Raw genomic sequence first — 18,529 nt, 5'->3', positions numbered from 1 at the left:
TCAGCTGATCGCACGCTGTCCAACGGTACCGGCGTGGGAGGTGCGGGTGTACCGCAGGCCCGCGGGCAGCCGCCGCGAGTCGGCCAGGGGAGGGGTGGGCCCCGAGGAGCGAGGGAGGCGGCGGGCCTCTCCGGGGTGGGCGGCTGCGGGGTGGGCGAAGTCGGCTCCGTGAGCACCGCGCCGGTCAGGTCGGCGTTTCCTCAGGCTCGCCCCTGCGAAGCTCGTCTCCGACAGATCGCATCCAGCCAGGATGGCGCCGTCAAGGTTGGAATCGGCGAAGCAGAACCTGCTCAGGTGCTGCCCAGGCCAGATCGGCACCGCGCAGGTCGACCTTCTCCAGCTCGATGCCGACGCCGGACGGGATCATCGCACGTCGGCCGAGGGCCGCCAGCGCACCGCCGATGTCATCGCGGAGCCCGCCGTGGTAACGCCGCCGCTCAGCGTCCACCTCCCGCATCGGCCGCGACGGCGGCCACGGCGCCTGCAGCCTGACGAACGAGGCCAGCAGAGCTGCGACATGACCGCGGTAGTGCGGGGCCACCTCGGCGATCTGCTCCAGCGCATAGACGCCCCCCGCCGACGGCGACAACCGTGGCCAGCCCCTGCATGAGCGTCGAACGGACATCAGTGACCGCCTTGAGCCGATCGCCCGCGGATAACGACGACCGGCCGCCGACTCCAAGATCATGGCCAATGATCCAGGCGGGCGCGAACACCACGCACGCGACCGCCAGAGCACCGACCACGGCCACGATCACGGTCACGGTCACCAAGACGGTCAGTCGCTTCATCCCCGAAGCATGACCGCACCACCGCGCCGGAACAAGGCAGGCCGGAACGGGGCAGACGGCGCCGTGGAGGCCGCGCGTTGCGGTCGAGGGTGCGGGGAACGGGGGAGGTCGTGTGCCCTTGCCTCGCGCGAGTGGTGAGGTGGTGGGTGGCATGGGTACGGCCGGCGCGAGGCGCGCCGGCCGTACTCGTGGCGAACCGTACTCGTGGTGAACGGGCCTCGTGGTGAACGGGCCTCAGGCGAGGTCCGGTCCAGGGGTGTCGACGCCGGCGTGGCCGCGGGTGGTGCCGGTGCCGAACGTGTCGCGGAGTTGGATCTCCTGTTCGATCACCCCGGCCAGCCGCCGCACTCCTTCGCGGATCCGTTCGGGCTCCGGGTAGCAGAAGGACAGCCGCATCTGCCGGGCCCCGCTCCCGTCGGAGAAGAACCCCGTGCCGGGCACGAACGCCACCCGCTCGGCCACCGCCCGCGGCAGGATCGCCTTGGAGTCGAGCCCTTCGGGAAGCGAGGCCCAGACGAAGAAGCCTCCTGCGGGCCGGGTCCAGGTGACCTCCGGCGGCATCAGCGCCTCCAGGGCCTCCAGCAGCGCGTCGCGCCGCTCGCGATAGAGCTCTCTGAACGTCTTGATCTGCTCCCGCCACGGCTGCGTGGCGAGGTACTGGCCGACGGCGAGCTGGGTGAACGACGAGTGCGACAGCACGGCCGACTCCATGGCCAGCACCAGCTTCTCGCGGATGGCGTGCGGGGCGAGGGCCCAGCCGACGCGGAAGCCGGGGGCGAGAGTCTTGGAGAACGACCCCAGGTAGACGACGCCGTCGGGGTTGTCGGCCCGCAGCGCGCGCATCGGCTCGCCGTCGAAGCCGAGCAGCCCGTACGGGTTGTCCTCGACGATCAGTACGCCGGCCCGCTGGCAGATGTCGAGCACCTGCTGGCGGCGGGCCAGGTTGAGCGTGACCCCGGCCGGGTTGTGGAAGGTCGGGATGGTGTAGAGGAACTTGATCGGCGCCCCGGCGGTCTCCAGGGCGTAGATGGTCTGGGCCAGGGACTCCGGCACGATGCCCTGATCGTCCATGGCCACGTGCACGACTTTGGCCTCGTAGGCGGCGAAGGTGCCCAGGGCGCCCACGTACGAGGGGCCCTCGGCCAGGACGACGTCACCCGGGTCGATGAAGATCCGGGTGATGAGGTCGAGGGCCTGTTGGGAGCCTACGGTCACGACGACGTCGTTGGCCCCCGCGTGGATTCCTTCCAGCCGCATGACCTCGCAGATCTGCTCGCGCAGGTGCGGGTCGCCCTGCCCTGAGCCGTACTGCAGCGCGACCGGGCCGCGCCTGGTCACCAGGTCGGAGACGAGCTCGCCGACCATGTCGAGGGGAAGGGCGGTGACGTACGGCATGCCGCCGGCGAGCGAGACCACCTCGGGCCTCGACGCGACGGCGAACAGAGCTCGGATCTCGGAGGCGACCATCCCGGCAGCTCGCGCTGCGTACCGATCGACGTAGGCGTCGATGCGCGACCCTTGGGTCGCGGGCGTCTGACCGTGATCCTGCTCTTTCGTCACGGTCCACCTCCTAGGTGTCATGGAGACCTGGAATAACAGGTTACGCCAGTCGGACATGTCGCCCGTGACCGGGCCTGAGCGCCGTGGTACCCGCTGGCGGAGCTGTCACTGGGCTACGATGCCAGCTGGGGACGCGGTTTTCCCGCGCTTTTCGGGTCGACGATAGGGGCCGTAGTTGTCGCGCCGGCTGGTCAATATCACCCTGGACAATCTTGATGATCTCCCGCGCCGCTGCCGGCGGTGCGTCTTCTGGGAGCTCGATCCGGTCAGTGGGGAGCGGGCCGTCAAATCGGGCGATCCCGGCCTGGAGAAGGAAGCGTGGATCTCCGGCACGCTGCTCGAATGGGGGAGCTGCGGGAAGATCGCCTATGTCGACGGAGTGCCCGCCGGATTCGTCCTCTACAGCCCGCCGCTCTACACGCCGCGTTCGGTGGCGTTCCCCACCTCGCCGGTCAGCGCGGACGCGGTCCTGCTCATGACGGCGCACATCGTCCCCGAGTTCTCCGGTGGCGGGCTGGGCCGGATGCTGATCCAGGGCGTCGCGAAGGACCTCACCCGGCGCGGGGTGAAGGCCATCGAGGCGTTCGGCGATCTGAAGTGGGAGGAGCCCACCTGTGTGGTGCCGGCCGAGTATCTGCTCTCGGTGGGGTTCAAGACGGTCCGGCCGCATCTGAGGTTTCCCCGGTTGCGGCTGGAGCTCAAGACGGCCGTCTCGTGGCGTGAGGACGTCGAGGTGGCCTTGGAACGGCTCCTGGGGTCCATGAGTCCGGAACGCGCCCTCAGGCCCGTCTGAGACCTTTTGAGAGGTCTCCGGGTGACCCCGTTACGCGCGGAGGCCCCCTGCGTGACGCAGAGGACCTCCGGGCAAGGCGCGGGACCGGCCTAGATGATGCCGTCGAGCTCGCGAAGCAGCATGGCCTTCGGCTTGGCGCCGATGATCTGCTTGACCACCTCACCGCCCTTGAAGACGTTCATCGTGGGGATCTGGAGCACACCGTAGTCGCGGGGGACGATCGGGTTCTCGTCGATGTTGAGCTTGACGATCTCCAGCTTGTCGCCGTGCTCCTTGGCGATCTCCTCCAGGATGGGCGCGACCTGACGGCACGGGCCGCACCACTCGGCCCAGAAGTCGACCAGAACGGCCTTCTCGCTCTTGAGGACCTCCGCCTCGAACGTGGCGTCGGTTACTGCCTTCACGGTGCGCTCCTAACTTTCGTTCTTGGCCAGCCAGCGCTCGGAGTCGAGCGACGCCGAGCAGCCGGTGCCGGCCGCGGTGACGGCCTGACGGTAGGTGTGGTCGACGAGGTCGCCCGCGGCGAACACGCCGTCGATGTTGGTGGCCGTGGTGGGCGCGGCGACCTTGACGTAGCCCTCGTCGTCGAGGTCGATCTGCCCCTTGACCAGCGCGCTGCGCGGGTCGTGGCCGATGGCGATGAACAGCCCGTCGGCGGCCAGCTCGCACTCCTCGCCCGACTTGACGTTGCGCAGCTTCACCGCCTCGACCCGGCTGTCGCCGAGGACGTCGACGACCTCGGTGTCCCAGACGAAGCGGATCTTCTCGTTCGCCAGCGCCCGCTCCTGCATGATCTTGCTGGCCCGGAGCGTATCGCGCCGGTGCACGACGGTGACCATGCGGCCGAACCGGGTGAGGAACGTGGCCTCCTCCATCGCCGTGTCGCCGCCGCCGACGACCACGATGTCCTTGTTGCGGAAGAAGAAGCCGTCACACGTGGCACACCACGACACGCCGCGGCCGGAGAGCCGCTTCTCGTTCGGCACGCCGAGCTCGCGGTAACCGGAGCCCATCGCCAGGATGACCGACTTGGCGTAGTAGGTGTCGGTGTAGGTCTTGACGACCTTGGGGTTGGCCTCCAGATCCACCTCGACGACGTCGTCCGCGACCAGCTCGGCGCCGAACCGCTCGGCCTGCTTGCGGACGTTGTCCATGAGGTCTGGGCCCATGATGCCGTCGGGAAAACCGGGGAAGTTCTCCACGTCGGTGGTGTTCATCAAGGCGCCCCCGGCGGTGACGGAACCCTCGAACACCAGCGGCTTCAGCTCGGCGCGCGCGGAGTAGAGGGCCGCGGTGTAGCCGGCGGGCCCGGACCCGATAATGATCACGTTACGAACGTCGCTCAACGTCCCACGCCTCCTCGTCTGCTGTTGCCAGTGGCGTCAACAGATCCTAGGCCGCCGCCATTCCCAGCCCGTACGCGCGACACCGCCGGAAAGCGAAAGAGCCCGCCGGAGCGGGCTCTGACGCGGGAACGGTGATGGCTACCAGCGGCCGATCATCGGCTTGCGCAGGTTGCCGCACTTGAACGGGTCGACGATGTCCAGGCGGATCCTCTTGGCGGCCTCGCTCTTGCGCGAGGCCATGATGATGGCCTCCTGGCCGTTGTAGTGGCCCTGGTCCACCGCGAAGATCTTGAGCTTGGTGCGGCTGGACACCTCGCGCGCACACGTGGCCACCTGGGCGGCGTCCGACGAGCCGCCCTCCAGGATGGGGGCCGGGGCGAAGAATCGCTCCAGGGGCTGGCGGAGCTCGGCGTCGCTGTAGTTGTGGCCGCTGTCCGTCAGCGCGTACTTCGGGGTCTTCTGCGGAACCCTGGTGGCCGTGGACGGCTTCGGCTGGGCCAGTTGCTGCCCGCCGCCCCCGCTCGACCCTCCAGAGCCGGACCCGGAGGCCAGGAGGCTGGTCGACGCCACGGCGGTGCCCACGACGGCCGCCGCCGCTGCCGCCGCCACGGCGGGCATGGCCCACCGGCGCCGCCGGGACACCCGACGCCGTTCGGCGACTGCGAGAGCCGGGACGATGGTGCCGTCGTCGGAGACCACCCCGAGGCGTGCGGGCTCCTCGACCGGAGACTCCCAGGGGGCGTCCCGCATGAGCTCATCCCAGTCGGGTGTTCTCGCCAGGCTCGCACCTCCCCGCAGGGACTCGGCCTCGACGGCGAGCGCCTTGTCTATGCGCAGTGCGACGCCCATCGGCATTGCCGGAGTCGGGGTCGCCGCGAGCACCTCGCGAACCGCTGCCAGGTCGGCCAGTAGCTCCCCACACGGGTCGCATACCGCGAGATGCTCGCGGACCTGGCGGGCCGGGCCGGCGTCCAGGAGACCCTCGGCCAGATCGGCGAGGATGTCCAGATCGTAGTGCGTATCACCCGTCACGAAGTTCTGCTCCCTTCGCGGATGAGACGCGAGTGAAGTCCGAACGGTTCCGCAGATGCGAAAGAATTGGGGCGAGTTTCGCACGGCCTCGGGCGCAGCGGCTCTTCACCGTGCCGCTGGGCACGTCGAGCACCTGAGCCGCGTCCTCGACCGAGTAGCCCATCATGTCGACGAGCACCAGCGCCGCCCGCTGGTCGGCGGGCAGCAGCTTCAGCGCGGCCGAGACCTCCATGGAGACCTCGCGCTCACCCGTCTGGTCGGGCAGCGGTGTCTCGCGCTCGGCCGCCTCGATGAGCTCGTCGTCGGCGACCGGCCGGATCGACTTGCGGCGCATCCGGTCGAGGCAGGCGTTGACGACGATGCGGTGGAGCCAGGTGGTGACGGCGGCCTCACCGCGGAACGTGCTCGCCTTGCGGTAGGCGGAGACGAAGGCGTCCTGGACGGCGTCGGCCGCCTCATCGGGGTCGCCCAGGGTGCGCAGGGCGACGGCCCACATGCGGTCGCGGTGCCTCTTGACGATCTCGCTGAACGCGTGTGGATCCCCATTGATGTGCGCGGTCAGCAGCTCGGCGTCGCTGACCGCCGGCCGATCCGCTGATGAAGGTGTCTCGGGTGGGGAGTTCACAAGAGGGATTCCTGATTATGCCGATCCGGGAGAGTGCACCACTACTTCATAGATGGTGCCATGAAACCCACCCGTGTCCGCCGGAAGTCTCGTAAACCAGATCAAAACGTACTGGCCGCTTGCCGGCTGCTCGGGCGCCAACGTGATCTTGCCAGAGGCGTCCTTGTCGCGCGCCACGGTTTTCAGCGCGGAGAGCTCGGGCTGGTCTCCGACCTTGAGCTCGACGCTCGCCCCGGGCGCATCGGCCAGCGTAGCCACCACGTCGCTGATCTGCATGGACTTACCCATGTCGAGGAGCAGCCCGACGCCGTCCTTGAGGTTGCCCAGGTCGGCGCTGGTGTAATTGTCGGTCTTCCAGAGCGTGCTGGGCTTGCCGTCGAGGGCGAGCTCGGCGCCCTCGTTCTCCTCCTTGTCGCCCAGCGGGTCGAACGCGGTGGCCTTCTTGGGTTTGACGGCCTGCGGCGCCAGCGTCGGGGTGTTGGACACCGCGGGCGTGCCCTTGGCCTCTGGCGTGCGCGGGCTGCCCAGGCTCCGTCCGATCGTCCAGGCGCCGACGCCGACCGCCGCGATGACGAGCAGCACCACCACGGTCATCAGCACCCGGTTGACCATGCCGGACCGGGGCGCCACGGCGGGGCCCTGCATGGTGGGGCGGTGGGCGGTGGCGGTGGGGTGCCGGTCGGTGCGGGGACCCTCGGAGTGGGACGCGGACGTCACCGCGGGCGTCGAGGGGTAGGGCAGCGCGATCGGCATGGGCCTGGCCACGTCGGCCAGCGACTCGGCGACCTCGGCGGGGCTGGCCAGCGCGCTCTGCCCCCTGCGCGACTCGGGCAGGCACGCCCGCACCGTGACCGACTCGAGATAGCCGGGCACGCCGGCGGTGACCTGGCGGGGCGTGCAGAAGTGCCCGTCGTCCATGGGCGCGGCGGGCAGGCCGTCGTCTTCCTCGTCGCCCGGCCAGTGGCCGGTCAGCCCCGCGTAGAGGAGTCTGCCGAGCCCTTCGGCGTCGTCGAGCGCGGGCTGGTCGGTGGTGAGCCCGGACAGGGCGGCGTCGACCGCGACGCCGAGCACCTTGACCGTGTTGCCGGTCGTCCACATCAGGTGGGAGGGGCGCAGGCACAGGTGGTGGAGGCCGGCCTCGTGGGCGTGCGCGATGGCCTCGGCCGCCTCGGCGACCAGCCCGGCCGCCCGCTCAGGCTCCATCGGGCCGGCCGCGACCAGGTCGGACAGCGAGTCACCGGTGACCCACTCGCTGACCACGTAGGAGTGGTCGTCGTCCTCGGCCGCGTCGAACACCTGGGTCAGCCGCGGATCGGTGAGCCGGCTCGCGGCCCTGGCCGCGGTGACGACCTCGTGGACGCGGGGGAAGTCGGGGGCGAAGGTGAGGACGGCGACGGGGCGGGCGAGGATCTCGTCGATCGCCTTCCACAGGGTGGCGCCGTCGGACTCGGTGACACGATCCTCGAGACGGAAGCGCTCGGCGAGGCGGGTGCCGGGTTCGACCGCCGACGTGCTCACTGACTCACTCCGCTCGTGGGCGTGCTCATGACTCGACTCACCTGCGTGGTCATGTCCCACGTAGGCACGCTATGCCGGGTGGATCCGCCCACGCCCCTCCTGCTTCCATTCGCGTGTGGGCACCATGCTAGTGCCGCGCCGGGTAGGCCAGTGCTCGTTACCGGCCTACCCGCCCGGCAACCATCCCAACGATCGAGTTGACCTCCGGGATGCGCATCCGGTGGGCGACACCCAGGTACAGCACCATGCCCAGCCCTCCGCCGATGGCCAGAATGATCAACGAGTTGACGAAGTCGAGCCCGCCGAAGGCGCTCTGGACGACCCAGACCACGGCCAGCGCCAGCCCCGCCGTGGGCAGCGCGGCGAGGTACATCCTGGTCAGCGCCATGCCGATCTGCCAGCCGCCCAGCCCGCCGGCCCGGCGGCTCGCCAGCCACCAGGCCGCCACCGCGCCGAGAGCATAGGTGACCGCGTAGGCGAAGGCCAGCCCCATCACGGTGTAGGCCGGTGGCAGCGCCTGGTAGAAGATCCACATGAGTAGCGCGTTCACCGCGGTCGTGGTCGCGCCGACGTAAACCGGCGTGCGGGTGTCGCCGAAGCTGTAGAAGACGCGCAGCAGGAGCTGGAAGATCGCGAACGGCACCAGCGCCAGTCCGTAGACCTGCAGCACGTTGCCGATGTAGACGGCGTCCGCCACGGAGGTGGCGCCGTGCGCGTAGATCGGCACGGTGATCGCCGGGCCGAGGACCATCAGCAGCAGCGACACCGGCACCATCACCGAGCCGATGAGGCGCACGCTCGACCCGAACTCCCCGCGCACGTCGCCGAGCCGGTTCTCGCTCACCGCGCGGCTCATCCGCGGCAGCATGGCCGTGATCACCGAGACCCCGATGACCCCGTACGGCAGCTGGAACAGCTGGAAGGCGAAGGTGTAGGGCGTGATGCCGTGGCCGGGCACCGCGTCGCCCGCCGCGCTGGCGAGGTTGGTGGTCAGCATGAAGCCGAGCTGGCCGACCACCACGTAGCCGATCGTCCAGACGCCCGCCCTGCCCATCTCGCCGAGCCGGGCGTTGCGCACGTCGAAGCGGGGCGTGAAGTCGAACCCGGCCCGCTTCAGCGCGAGCATCAGGACGGCCGCCTGCGCCACGATGCCCGCCGTGGTGCCGAGGCCCAGCAGGACGAGCTGGGAGTCGGTGACGCGCGCCAGGTCGCCCTGGGTCCCGCCGGTCACCACCGCGTACCCCAGCAGCACGCAGATGACCACCAGGTTGTTGACCACCGGCGCCCACATGGGCGCGGCGAAGCGGTCGCGGGTGTTGAGTATGGCGCCGGCGACCGCGCCGACGCCGAAGAAGGCGAGCTGCGGCAGGATGAGCCTGGCCAGCATCACCGCCACCTCGAACTTGCGGCTGCCCGGGGCCCATCCGGTGGTGTAGAGGTCGATGAGGAACGGCGCGGCGAGCACGGCCAGCACGGCGACGACGACCAGCGCGACCGCGGCGATCGTCAGCAGGCGCTGCTCGTAGGCCCGGCCGCCGTCGGGGTCCTCCTTCTGCGCCCTGACGATCATCGGCACCACGACGCTGCTCAGCACGCCGAGCAGCAGCAGGTCGAGGATGCTGTAGGGGATGGCGTAGGCCGCGTTGTAGGCGTCGCCCAGGGCCGCGGTGCCGACCGCGTACGCCAGGACCATGGTCCGTACGAAGCCCGTGACCCTCGACACCATGGTGCCCGCGGCCATCACTGCGCTGGCCCGGAGCAAGCGGCTCATACGGTCTCACTTTCCCGTGTCCTGGCAGCCCGCGCGAGCCGTCGCTGCGATCTGCGCCTCAGCACCCGCGTCACGACCGCGGCGAGCATGACCGTCAGCGCCGCTCCGACGATCACCAGGGCGATCCCGGTGTAGCCCGTGGTCCGGATGGTCAGCTCGACGGGCTTGCCGTACGGCCGGCCGTCGGACGTCTTGAGCTGGACGGTCACCGTGGAGTCGCCGCTGCCGCTCGTCGTCGCCGTCAGCGGGACCTGAAGCGTACCGCTCTGCCCGTTGCCGCCGATCACCAACCGGGTGGACGGCTGGGGCTCGACCCGCAGCAGCCGGGGGTTGTTGGAGGTCACCTCGACGTCGACCGTGACCTCGGCGTCCATGGTGTTCTTGACGCTGATGGGCACCACGCCGTTGGACCCCGCCAGGGTGCGCGGCCGGTCGGGGTCGGCCCCCGTGATCGAGATCTGGTTCATGGTGCCCTGGACCTCGGCGTCCACCAGCTTGGTGACCGCGCGCCCGGCCCGCGTCTGGTTGCGCCAGGCGGACGAGGCCAGCCTGAGCACGGCGGAGTCGAACGCGGACGGCGGCCTGTCGCTGGTGATGAGGCTGGTGAGCTGCGCCTTCTCCCAGACGTTCTCGACCGGGCCGAGGTACTTGGCGCTGAGCTCCTCCTTGAGGTCCTGCTCGGTGTAGGTCAGGCCGGCCCGCGGCACCTGGACCTTGGCGGGCTTGATCGAGCCGAGCGGGGTGAGGGTGAGCCAGGGCAGGCGGTCCGCGGTCTTCAGGAGGGTGGAGACGAGGGTGGGGCTGGGGTCCCAGCGTCGTGACGGGGCGACGACCAGCGACCGCGGCGCCGTCTGGCCCGGCTCGGCGGCGATCATCGCGGTCTCGGCGACGAAGCGCTGCCTGCTCAGCAGGACCGATCGCGAGGCGTCGGGCTCGAACATCCGGCTCAGCCCGGCGTCGGCGACCAGCGCGGTGACCGGGCCGTTGACGCTGTCGAGCGTGGCGGCGGCGTCGGGGGTGACCGCGACGGGCGGCTGGGGCGGCAGGTTGGTGGAGTTGAGCAGGACCTTGCGGACCTTGATGTCACCCTTGCCGACGGAGAGCAGGTCCAGCGCGTCGGCGTCGATCAGGCCCGCGGCGGGCCAGTTGACGTCCGTCTGGACGTCGGGCTTGAGCAGCAGCCGGGCCTTCTGGGCGCCCAGCTCGAGCGCCCTGCCGGTCTGGGGGTCGAGGCCCTGGTGGGCGAGGGCGGCCACGTCGGGGTCCGCGTACGGTGTGGCCACGACGGGGGAGGCGGCCAGGGCCGAGCGCATCTCGGCCAGCCACCGCGCCGCGCCGCTGTCGGCGGGCTTCTTCTCCGGGCCGTCCTTGGTGGCGACCGTGTAGCCCTTCACCATCGCGTTCACGTCGTCGAGGAGCGCGGGATCGACGAACCAGGTGACGCTCTTGGGCGCCGTCTTGGCGATGCGGGCCAGGTCGGCGAGCCTGCCCTTGCCGGTCAGCGCGGCGCTCAGCTCGTCGTCGGCGAACTTGGTGTCGTCGGCGCGGTGCGGCTGGTCGATGACCGGCAGGGCCACGGCGATGCGGTTGCGTGGGAGCTTGGGCTGGGCCGGGGGCACGTAGGTGAGGAACGTGCGCTCCGCGGCCAGCGAACGCCAGTCCTGCTGCACCTCGACCGCGATCGGGTAGACGCCGAAGGACGGCACGGCCGGATGGGTGAGCTGGGCGGCCGTCAGCGTGAACTCCCACGGCGCCGACGCGCCCGCCGCCAGGGAGGGGATGTAGGCGCTCGACTGGCTGGACACACTGGGCGGGAGCGTCCCGACGTTCGGGTCGGCCTGGTAGGCCTCCATGGCGGCGCGGCCGGTGAACCGCTGCGCTGAGTAGCGCAGCCGGACGCGCAGGTTGGCCAGGGCCGCGCCGGTGTCGTTGCGGATCGTGCCCGAGATCTTGATCTCGTCCGCCTGCCCCTTGGCCCACTCGGGCGTGATCTGCGACACCGTGAGGCTGAGCCCCTGCCTGGCGGCCTCGGTCCCCGCGGGAGTGGCGGTGGTGGCCGTGGTGGCCGTGGTGGCGCGGGTGTCAGTGGTGGCAGCCGTGCCGGGCGTCGTCACGGCCATGGGCGTGAGGAACGCGGCGGAGAGAGCGGCGAACAGCGTGGCCTTACGGATCACGTGTCCGCCCGGTCTGGAGTACGGCGCACGCCCGCAATGGTACGGGCTCAGTGCCGCAACGCGACCGCCTCACGAGATCCTCTTGGCCGGGGAATCCTCAGGTCCACGGTCTTGCCTGAGAGGAGAGACAGCAGGTCAAGGGCACGGAGGCTGAGTGCCGTGTGTCGTTCTCCGGTGGCCGTGAAGATCGGCTCAGTGTCGGGCTGGAGCCTGTCGTCGATCAGAACCTGGAGCTGGACGGGCAGCAGGAGCGGGCACACCAGCCCGTCGGCGTAGTCGGTGGCGGAGTTGACCGCGAAGGCGGTGGCGGGGCGGACCTTCCGCACGCCCAGCAGGCCGCCCACGGCCCCGGGCCGGGGCTGGGCCGCTACCGTGGAGACGACGGCGATGACCGCGTCGCCTATCCTGGTGGTGGCCTCGAGAACCGTGACCGCCACGCACCTCTCGGGCGGCGCGGAGATCGTCTCGGGCAGTTCGTCCGCGCCGGTGATGGGACGCGGAAGGCGTACGATCTCATGGTGGACCTGGTGTGCGAGGAGCCAGCGGTGGATCGCGAGGGCGTCCTTCATAACACGCTCCTTCGTTCCTTGGCCCCCGACGGTCCTGTTTGACCGACGGTAACCCGGACCTCATATGGCCCGGGGGATATGTTCCGGAATCGAAGGACCTACCCAGCTTGTCCGATTCAAATCTGACCGACAACCAGCAACGGGCCATGAGAGACCTGTTTCGAAAGATCGCCCCCGTGGCCGACGAGCTCGGCCGCCTGTTCGCCGCCCAGGGCCACGAGCTCGCCCTCGTCGGCGGTCCCGTGCGCGACATCCTCCTCGGCCGCGCGGGCAACGATCTCGACCTGACGACCGACGCACACCCCGAGCGCGTGCTCGAAATGGTGCGCGACTGGGCCGACTCGGTGTGGACGATAGGCATCGACTTCGGCACGGTGGGAGTCCGCAAGGGCGGCTGGCAGATCGAGATCACCACCTACCGGAGCGAGTCCTACGACCCCAAGTCGCGCAAGCCCGAGGTGATGTACGGCGAGACCCTCGAGGCCGACCTGGAGCGGCGCGACTTCGCCGTCAACGCGATGGCCGTGCGGCTGCCCGGCCACGAGTTCGTCGACCCCTACGGCGGCCTGACCGATCTGGCCGCCAGGCGGCTGCGGACCCCCGGCACGCCCGAGCGGTCCTTCGACGACGACCCCCTGCGCATGCTGCGCGCGGCCAGGTTCGCCGCCCAGCTCGGCTTCACGGTCGACGGAGCCGTGATCGAGGCGATGACCGCGATGGCCGGGCGCATCGAGATCGTCTCCGCCGAGCGCATCCGCGACGAGCTCGACAAGCTGGTCTGCGCGGTCCACCCCCGAGAGGGCCTCGGCCTGCTGGTCGAGACCGGGCTCGCCGCCCACGTGCTCCCCGAGCTGCCCAGGCTCCGCCTGGAGATCGATGAGCACCACCGCCACAAGGACGTCTACGAGCACACGCTGACCGTGCTCGACCAGGCCATCGCGCAGGAGGAGGACGGCAAGCCCGACCGCGTCCTGCGCTGGGCGGCGCTCATGCACGACATCGGCAAGCCCAAGACGCGGCGCCACGAGCCGGGCGGGCGCGTCTCCTTCCACCACCACGAGGTGGTGGGCGCGCAGCTGACCAAGAAGCGCATGACGGAGCTCAGGTTCCCCAAGGACGTCGTGGCCGACGTGTCGCGGCTGGTGGAGCTCCACCTGCGCTTCCACGGCTACGGCACGGGGGAGTGGACCGACAGCGCCGTGCGCCGCTACGTCCGCGACGCCGGGCACCTGCTGGCCCGCCTCCACAAGCTGACCAGGGCCGACTGCACGACGCGCAACAAGCGCAAGGCCACGGCCCTGTCGCGCACCTATGACCAGTTGGAGCAGCGCATCGCCCGGCTGGCCGAGGAGGAGGAGCTGGCCAAGATCCGCCCGGAGCTCGACGGCAACGAGATCCAGCGCGTTCTGGCCGTCGGGCCGGGTCCGGTCGTGGGCAAGGCGTACAAGTTCCTGCTGGACTTGCGCCTGGACAAGGGCCTCATCGGCAAGGACGCAGCCACGGAGGCGCTCCTCGGCTGGGCGCGCGACAACGGCGTCCCGGCCCCCTGACGGCCCGCGCCTTACGCTTTCACCCGCTGCGTGGTGATCATCCGGTAGGCCAGGGCGCCCACCGGATAGCCCACCGTGATGATCGCCACGGCCAGGTAGGACTTGCCGTCAGGCGGCAGGATCATCGCCGAGAGCGCGGCGGCCAGCACGTACATGCCGTTGAACAGCATGTCGTAGATCGAGAACGCCCGGCCCAGGTAGGCGTCCTCCACGTCGCGCTGCACGGTCGTGTCAGCGCAGATCTTGACGCTCTGCCCGGCGAGGCCCAGCACGAACCCGGCCACCGGCAGCCCCCACTCCTGGAACGGCATCACCACCACCCCGGCGAGCACACCCGCCGACGCCAGCGCGATGGTCACCCACCTCTCGATCGTGAACCGCTCCGTCGCCCACGGCGTGACGATCACGGCGAGGAAGTAGCCGACGCCGGAGGTGGCGAGCACCAGGCTGCTCCCGCGCAGCGCCGCGTCGGGATCGCCGCCGGTGAAGTAGTAGCGGTAGAGGATGATGCCCAGGGCGGTCGCCATGCCGTACAGGAACCGGTGGGTGGCCATCGCGCCCATCGTGGCGGCGGCGATGCGGTGGTGGACCAGGTGCCTCGCCCCGTCGACCAGGCCGACCAGCACGTTGCGCACGGCCTCGCGGGCCTGCGGCCGGTCGGGGTCGTAGGAGGGGCCGAGCAGCGAGCGCTCCATCGTGCGGGCGATCAGCGCGCTGAGGCCGAACACCACGCCGGAGATGACGAGCAACAGCGCCGTGCCCGAGTCACCGCCGCCGAACACCTCGCGCAGCAGGAACCCCACCCCCGCGCCGACGAACGTCAGCACCGTGCCCGAGGTCGGCGTGACAGCGTTGGCCGCCATCAGGCGGTCGGCCGGCACCACGTGCGGGAGCGAGGCGCCGAGCGCGGCCAGGAAGAACCGGTTGACCCCCAGCACGCCGAGCGCGGCCCCGTAGAACACCTGATCAGGCATGTCTGCCGCGACCAGCGCGGCAGCCGCCAGCAGCAGCGCGCCGCGCACGATCGGCGCGATCACCAGGATCTGCCGCCGCGACCAGCGGTCGATGAACACCCCGACGAACGGCCCCAGCACGCTGTACGGCAGCAGCAGCACGGCCAGCCCCGTGGCAACGGCCAGGGCGGTGGTCTGCCGCTCGGGGCTGAAGAACGCGAAGCTCGTCACGCCGAACTGGAAGATCCCGTCGGAGAACTGCGAGACCAGTCGCGTGCTGAACAGCCGGCGGAAATCCCGGCCTTCCAGGACCACGCGGAGATCGGCGACGAACGACACGCAGCCAGCCTAGCCGGGCATCCGGCCGCCGGCGCGCGAGAGGCCGGGGCACCGGCGGGGAGGGGTGCGGCCGCTTGCCGGAGGCGCCCGCCAAAGGTTGGCGCCGCAGGTCGCGATCGTGGTCCGAACCACTCTCATGATCACGTACGCTTCATAGCGTGACGTCTGATGAACTCGTGGTGCTCGTAGACGAAGAGGGCCACGCGATCGGCACCGCGCGCAAGTCGTCGGTGCACGGTCAGGAGACCCCGCTTCACCTGGCGTTCTCCAGCTATGTCTTCGACCACGACGGGCGCGTGCTGCTCACGAGGCGGGCCGCGCACAAGGTCACCTGGCCCGGAGTGCTCACCAACAGCTGCTGCGGCCACCCGCTGCCCGGCGAGCCGCTCGACCGCGCGGTCACGCGCCGGCTCTCCTACGAGCTCGGCCTGCCGGCCGCGCCCGCCGACCTCATGCTCCCGGCTTTCGCCTACCGCGCGGTCATGGGCAACGGCGTCGTCGAGCACGAGCTGTGCCCGGTCTATCGCGTCACGGTCGACGCCCTGGCCGTGCCCAATCCCGACGAGGTCGGCGAGGCCCTGTGGCTGCCGTGGAAGGAGTTCGTCGACGGGGTGCTCAGCCACGCCCTCGCCGTCTCGCCCTGGTGCGCGGAGCAGGTGCCGCTCCTCATGGAGCTGGGCCCCGACCCGCTGGCCTGGACCCCGGCCGACGAGAGCGGCCTTCCTCCGGCCGCCCGCGTGAGCCACGGCGCGGGCTGACCCCCCACGGGGTCAGCCGCCGTCTCCCCGGATGGGGTTACCGCTCCACCTCGCCGCGGATGAACTTCTCCACGTAGTCGCGGGCGTCGTCGTCCGAGTGCTGGACCGGCGGCGACTTCATGAAGTACGACGACGCGCTCAGGATGGGGCCGCCGATGCCCCTGTCGAGGGCGATCTTGGCGGCGCGGACCGCGTCGATGATGATGCCCGCCGAATTGGGCGAGTCCCAGACCTCTAGCTTGTACTCGAGGTTGAGCGGGGTGTCGCCGAACGAGCGGCCCTCCAGGCGGACGTAGGCCCACTTGCGGTCGTCGAGCCACGGCACGTGGTCCGACGGGCCGATGTGCACGTCGGCCTTGCGCATCTCGTGCGGGATCTGCGAGGTGACCGACTGGGTCTTGGAGATCTTCTTCGACTGGAGGCGCGTGCGCTCCAGCATGTTCATGAAGTCCATGTTGCCGCCGAAGTTGAGCTGGTAGGTGCGCAGCAGCTCGACCCCGCGGTCCTCGAACAGCTTGGCCATGACGCGGTGCGTGATCGTGGCGCCGACCTGCGACTTGATGTCGTCGCCGACGATCGGCACGCCCGCCTGGGTGAACTTCTCGGCCCACTCGGGGTCCGAGGCGATGAACACCGGAAGCGCGTTGACGAACGCCACCTTCGCGTCGAGGGCGCACTGCGCGTAGAACCTGTCGGCCTCCTCCGAGCCCACGGGCAGGTAGGAGACCAGGACGTCCACCCGGTTGTCGCGCAGCACCTTGACCACGTCGACGGGCGCCTCGTCGGACTCCTCGATGATCTCGCGGTAGTACTCGCCCAATCCGTCGAAGGTGTGGCCGCGCTGCACGGTCACCCCCGTCGGCGGCACGTCCGCGATCTTGATGGTGTTGTTCTCGCTGGCGACGATCGCCTCGGACAGGTCGCGGCCGACCTTCTTGGCGTCCACGTCGAACGCGGCGACGAACTCGACGTCGCCGACGTGGTAGTCGCCGAACCTCACGTGCATCAGGCCGGGCACCCGTGCGGCCGGGTCGGCGTCCCTGTAGTAGTGCACGCCCTGGACCAGCGACGCCGCGCAGTTGCCGACACCGACAATGGCCACGCGAACCGAACCCATCGCACTCGCTCCCTTACTCATCAGTTGAGGTGATATCTCTGTCGGGCTCTTGCGAGGCCCGTCTCTCCGTCGCGATCAGCTCGTTCAGCCAACGCACCTCGCGTTCGACCGATTCGAGACCGTGACGCTGCAGCTCCAGCGTGTAGCTGTCGAGGCGCTCCCTGGTGCGGGCCAGGGCGGTGCGCACACTGTCGAGCCGCTCCTCCAGCCGGCTGCGGCGGCCTTCGAGGATGCGCAGGCGCACCTCGGCCTCCGTGTGCCTGAAGAAGGCGAAGTGGACGCCGAAGCTCTCGTCCTCCCACGCGGACGGGCCCGCCTGGGTGAGCAGCTCCTGGAGCCGCTCCTTGCCCTCGGCGGTCAGCTTGTAGACGATCTTCGACCGGCCGCCCACGATGGTGGTGGCCGCCGGCTGCTCCTCCGCGATGAGGCCCTGCCGCAGCAGTGATCGCAGGCAGGGATAGAGCGACCCGTACGAGAACGCACGGAACATCCCCAGCAGAGCGTTGAGCCGTTTGCGCAGCTCGTAGCCGTGAAGCGGCGTTTCGTGGAGTGACCCGAGCACGGCCAGTTCCAGGACTCTGCCCTGCCCGCCGCCCACAGGAACCGCCCCCTCTCGCGTTGATGTATCGAGCCGATACATCTTGAGGATACGTCGGCTCGCTATATCGCGGCAATCAGCGACTTCACCAAGGCGTTGGGAGGAGTGGGCAAAAAGCCGTAGTCTGGCGCTCATGTGTTCACAGAGAAAGGTGGTGGATGACGCCCTCGCGACAAGAGCGGTGGTCCGCTCCTCGCGTGCCCGGCGCGCCCCGCACCTGAACATCTGTGCCGCACAGCCCTGCCTCCTCCGGGTGGCCCGCCGTTCCGGCGCGCCATCCGGACGCCTCTGCCCGGTGTACGGACGTGAGAACTTCACCGGCGCGACCTATGTTCACGGGGATCTCCGGGCACGCCATGCCGGTCGTGCAAAGGTCGCGTCAGATCTGGTCAGGATGGCTCATGATTACGACGAGTTCCGTGTGAGCCTCGTCGGGGTCTGCCAAGGTTCTCCTTGGCACCATCTGACGGTCTCGTTCGTCCTCGGCAACGGACCGCCGGACCTCGCCGGCCGACCGTCACGACCGAAGGCGGCGGGGTGTCTCACGCCCAACCGCCGTTCTATCCGACGACGATGCGAGGACGTGTGAGTTACAGCAGCAACGAGGGGACGGCCCGCCCGGGGAGGCGCCGTCGCTCCAGCTCGTCTCGTTCCGTTCCCCACGGGTCCGCGCCGCAAACCGCCGAGTCCGGCTGGAGCACGGCGGAGCCTCCACGTCGTCCGGAAGCCGCCTACGAGCAGACGGGCGCGATGGCCGCGCAGTCGTACGAGCCAGGGCCTGCCACACCGCCCAGAGCCGCCGCCCCGGGGTCGCGCGACCAGGGACAGCCCTACCCGGGTCGGCCCGGCCAAGGAGCGCCCGGCCATGGGCTGCCCGGTCAGGGACCCCCCGGTCAGGTACACCCTGGTCAGGGGCACCCCGGCCAGGGGCACCCCGGCCAGGGGCAGCCGGGTCCGGGGCAGCGGGAGCCGGGCTCGCGCGGGCAGCGGCGCCGCGGCGAGGTGGAGACGCGCGGCCGCGGTGACCAGGAGACC

General features: G+C 70.2%; 18 protein-coding genes. 4 read left to right on the top strand and 14 right to left on the bottom strand.

The genetic code is table 11. From position 1 onward, the window contains the following. The 3 genes from DQW85_RS48235 to DQW85_RS20480 all read right to left on the bottom strand — a co-directional run bounded on the left by DQW85_RS48235 (position 1) and on the right by DQW85_RS20480 (position 2,372). Positions 1-318, bottom strand: coding sequence for a pentapeptide repeat-containing protein (locus DQW85_RS48235; RefSeq protein ID WP_113701906.1), 318 nt, complete (start codon positions 316-318; stop codon positions 1-3). Continuing rightward, entirely contained in the window at positions 260-625 is a 366-nt protein-coding gene (locus DQW85_RS20485; protein ID WP_162795157.1) for a hypothetical protein, read from the bottom strand. Before DQW85_RS20485 ends, DQW85_RS48235 begins: the two co-directional genes overlap by 59 nt. 400 nt (positions 626-1,025) lie before the next feature. Next, positions 1,026-2,372: an aminotransferase-like domain-containing protein gene (locus DQW85_RS20480; RefSeq protein WP_113701934.1), complete on the bottom strand. Its 1,347-nt coding sequence runs from the start codon at positions 2,370-2,372 to the stop codon at positions 1,026-1,028. A 154-nt stretch (positions 2,373-2,526) separates the two neighbouring features. Here DQW85_RS20480 and DQW85_RS20475 point away from each other — a divergent pair, with 154 nt between their 5' ends. Further along, the gene (locus DQW85_RS20475) at positions 2,527-3,144 is read left to right on the top strand and encodes a GNAT family N-acetyltransferase (protein WP_113701904.1); all 618 of its coding nucleotides are present in this window, start codon (positions 2,527-2,529) and stop codon (positions 3,142-3,144) included. Between the two features lie 89 nt (positions 3,145-3,233). Here DQW85_RS20475 and trxA read toward each other — a convergent pair whose 3' ends face one another. The 8 genes from trxA to DQW85_RS20435 form a co-directional block, all read right to left on the bottom strand. Continuing rightward, positions 3,234-3,548 (bottom strand): thioredoxin, encoded by a 315-nt coding sequence (gene trxA / locus DQW85_RS20470; protein ID WP_113701903.1) that lies wholly within the window; start codon positions 3,546-3,548, stop codon positions 3,234-3,236. Positions 3,549-3,557: 9 nt separating this feature from the next. Next, positions 3,558-4,490 carry a thioredoxin-disulfide reductase gene (gene trxB / locus DQW85_RS20465; RefSeq protein WP_113701902.1) on the bottom strand — a complete coding sequence of 311 codons (933 nt, stop codon included), beginning with the start codon at positions 4,488-4,490 and terminating at the stop codon, positions 3,558-3,560. Between the two features lie 138 nt (positions 4,491-4,628). Continuing rightward, positions 4,629-5,522, bottom strand: a complete 894-nt coding sequence (locus tag DQW85_RS20460; protein WP_162795156.1) for a zf-HC2 domain-containing protein — start codon at positions 5,520-5,522, stop codon at positions 4,629-4,631. Beyond that, positions 5,512-6,147, bottom strand: coding sequence for an RNA polymerase sigma factor SigM (gene sigM, locus DQW85_RS20455; protein WP_113701900.1), 636 nt, complete (start codon positions 6,145-6,147; stop codon positions 5,512-5,514). The genes DQW85_RS20460 and sigM overlap by 11 nt, the downstream gene beginning before the upstream one ends. Before the next feature lie 15 nt (positions 6,148-6,162). Further along, entirely contained in the window at positions 6,163-7,665 is a 1,503-nt protein-coding gene (locus DQW85_RS20450) for a protein kinase family protein (protein ID WP_113701899.1), read from the bottom strand. Between the two features lie 157 nt (positions 7,666-7,822). Further along, entirely contained in the window at positions 7,823-9,436 is a 1,614-nt protein-coding gene (gene murJ / locus DQW85_RS20445) for a murein biosynthesis integral membrane protein MurJ (protein ID WP_240197307.1), read from the bottom strand. Beyond that, positions 9,433-11,610 (bottom strand): DUF6049 family protein, encoded by a 2,178-nt coding sequence (locus DQW85_RS20440; RefSeq protein ID WP_113701898.1) that lies wholly within the window; start codon positions 11,608-11,610, stop codon positions 9,433-9,435. The genes murJ and DQW85_RS20440 overlap by 4 nt, the downstream gene beginning before the upstream one ends. Before the next feature lie 47 nt (positions 11,611-11,657). Beyond that, the gene (locus tag DQW85_RS20435; RefSeq protein ID WP_113701897.1) at positions 11,658-12,179 is read right to left on the bottom strand and encodes a YbaK/EbsC family protein; all 522 of its coding nucleotides are present in this window, start codon (positions 12,177-12,179) and stop codon (positions 11,658-11,660) included. Positions 12,180-12,325: 146 nt separating this feature from the next. On the opposite strand from DQW85_RS20435, the gene DQW85_RS20430 reads away from it, so the two are divergent. Next, positions 12,326-13,729 carry a CCA tRNA nucleotidyltransferase gene (locus tag DQW85_RS20430; protein ID WP_113701932.1) on the top strand — a complete coding sequence of 468 codons (1,404 nt, stop codon included), beginning with the start codon at positions 12,326-12,328 and terminating at the stop codon, positions 13,727-13,729. A gap of 11 nt (positions 13,730-13,740) precedes the next feature. On the opposite strand, the gene DQW85_RS20425 is transcribed toward DQW85_RS20430, so the two are convergent. After that, a complete protein-coding gene (locus DQW85_RS20425; RefSeq protein ID WP_113701896.1) occupies positions 13,741-15,021 on the bottom strand; it encodes an MFS transporter in 1,281 nt (426 codons plus the stop codon). 158 nt (positions 15,022-15,179) lie between these two features. Here DQW85_RS20425 and idi point away from each other — a divergent pair, with 158 nt between their 5' ends. Beyond that, positions 15,180-15,779, top strand: coding sequence for an isopentenyl-diphosphate Delta-isomerase (idi, locus tag DQW85_RS20420; protein WP_113701895.1), 600 nt, complete (start codon positions 15,180-15,182; stop codon positions 15,777-15,779). Positions 15,780-15,816: 37 nt separating this feature from the next. Here the strand turns inward: idi and DQW85_RS20415 are convergent, their stop codons facing one another. Together DQW85_RS20415 and DQW85_RS20410 are read right to left on the bottom strand one after the other, a co-directional pair. After that, positions 15,817-16,896: an inositol-3-phosphate synthase gene (locus DQW85_RS20415; protein WP_113701894.1), complete on the bottom strand. Its 1,080-nt coding sequence runs from the start codon at positions 16,894-16,896 to the stop codon at positions 15,817-15,819. A gap of 13 nt (positions 16,897-16,909) precedes the next feature. Next, positions 16,910-17,494 (bottom strand): PadR family transcriptional regulator, encoded by a 585-nt coding sequence (locus DQW85_RS20410; RefSeq protein WP_113701893.1) that lies wholly within the window; start codon positions 17,492-17,494, stop codon positions 16,910-16,912. Positions 17,495-17,627: 133 nt separating this feature from the next. Between DQW85_RS20410 and DQW85_RS20405 the strand changes: the two genes are divergently transcribed. Continuing rightward, complete coding sequence (locus DQW85_RS20405; protein WP_162795155.1) at positions 17,628-18,083, top strand: DUF5318 family protein; 456 nt, start codon at positions 17,628-17,630, stop codon at positions 18,081-18,083. Positions 18,084-18,529 lie beyond the last annotated feature (446 nt).

This window comes from Nonomuraea lactucae (assembly GCF_003313395.1).
Taxonomy (GTDB): domain Bacteria; phylum Actinomycetota; class Actinomycetes; order Streptosporangiales; family Streptosporangiaceae; genus Nonomuraea; species Nonomuraea lactucae.
Note: the sequence above shows the minus strand (reverse complement) of the source record. Positions and strands in the feature narration are given on the sequence as shown.

Excerpts from the sequence above, each read along its gene's own strand:
- DQW85_RS20485 (WP_162795157.1), bottom strand. The coding sequence starts at position 625 with ATGTCCGTTCGACGCTCATGCAGGGGCTGGCCACGGTTGTCGCCGTCG.
- DQW85_RS20480 (WP_113701934.1), bottom strand. The coding sequence starts at position 2,372 with ATGACACCTAGGAGGTGGACCGTGACGAAAGAGCAGGATCACGGTCAG.
- murJ (WP_240197307.1), bottom strand. The coding sequence starts at position 9,436 with ATGAGCCGCTTGCTCCGGGCCAGCGCAGTGATGGCCGCGGGCACCATG.
- DQW85_RS20435 (WP_113701897.1), bottom strand. The coding sequence starts at position 12,179 with ATGAAGGACGCCCTCGCGATCCACCGCTGGCTCCTCGCACACCAGGTC.
- DQW85_RS20430 (WP_113701932.1), top strand. The coding sequence starts at position 12,326 with ATGAGAGACCTGTTTCGAAAGATCGCCCCCGTGGCCGACGAGCTCGGC.
- DQW85_RS20415 (WP_113701894.1), bottom strand. The coding sequence starts at position 16,896 with ATGGGTTCGGTTCGCGTGGCCATTGTCGGTGTCGGCAACTGCGCGGCG.
- DQW85_RS20405 (WP_162795155.1), top strand. The coding sequence starts at position 17,628 with ATGTGTTCACAGAGAAAGGTGGTGGATGACGCCCTCGCGACAAGAGCG.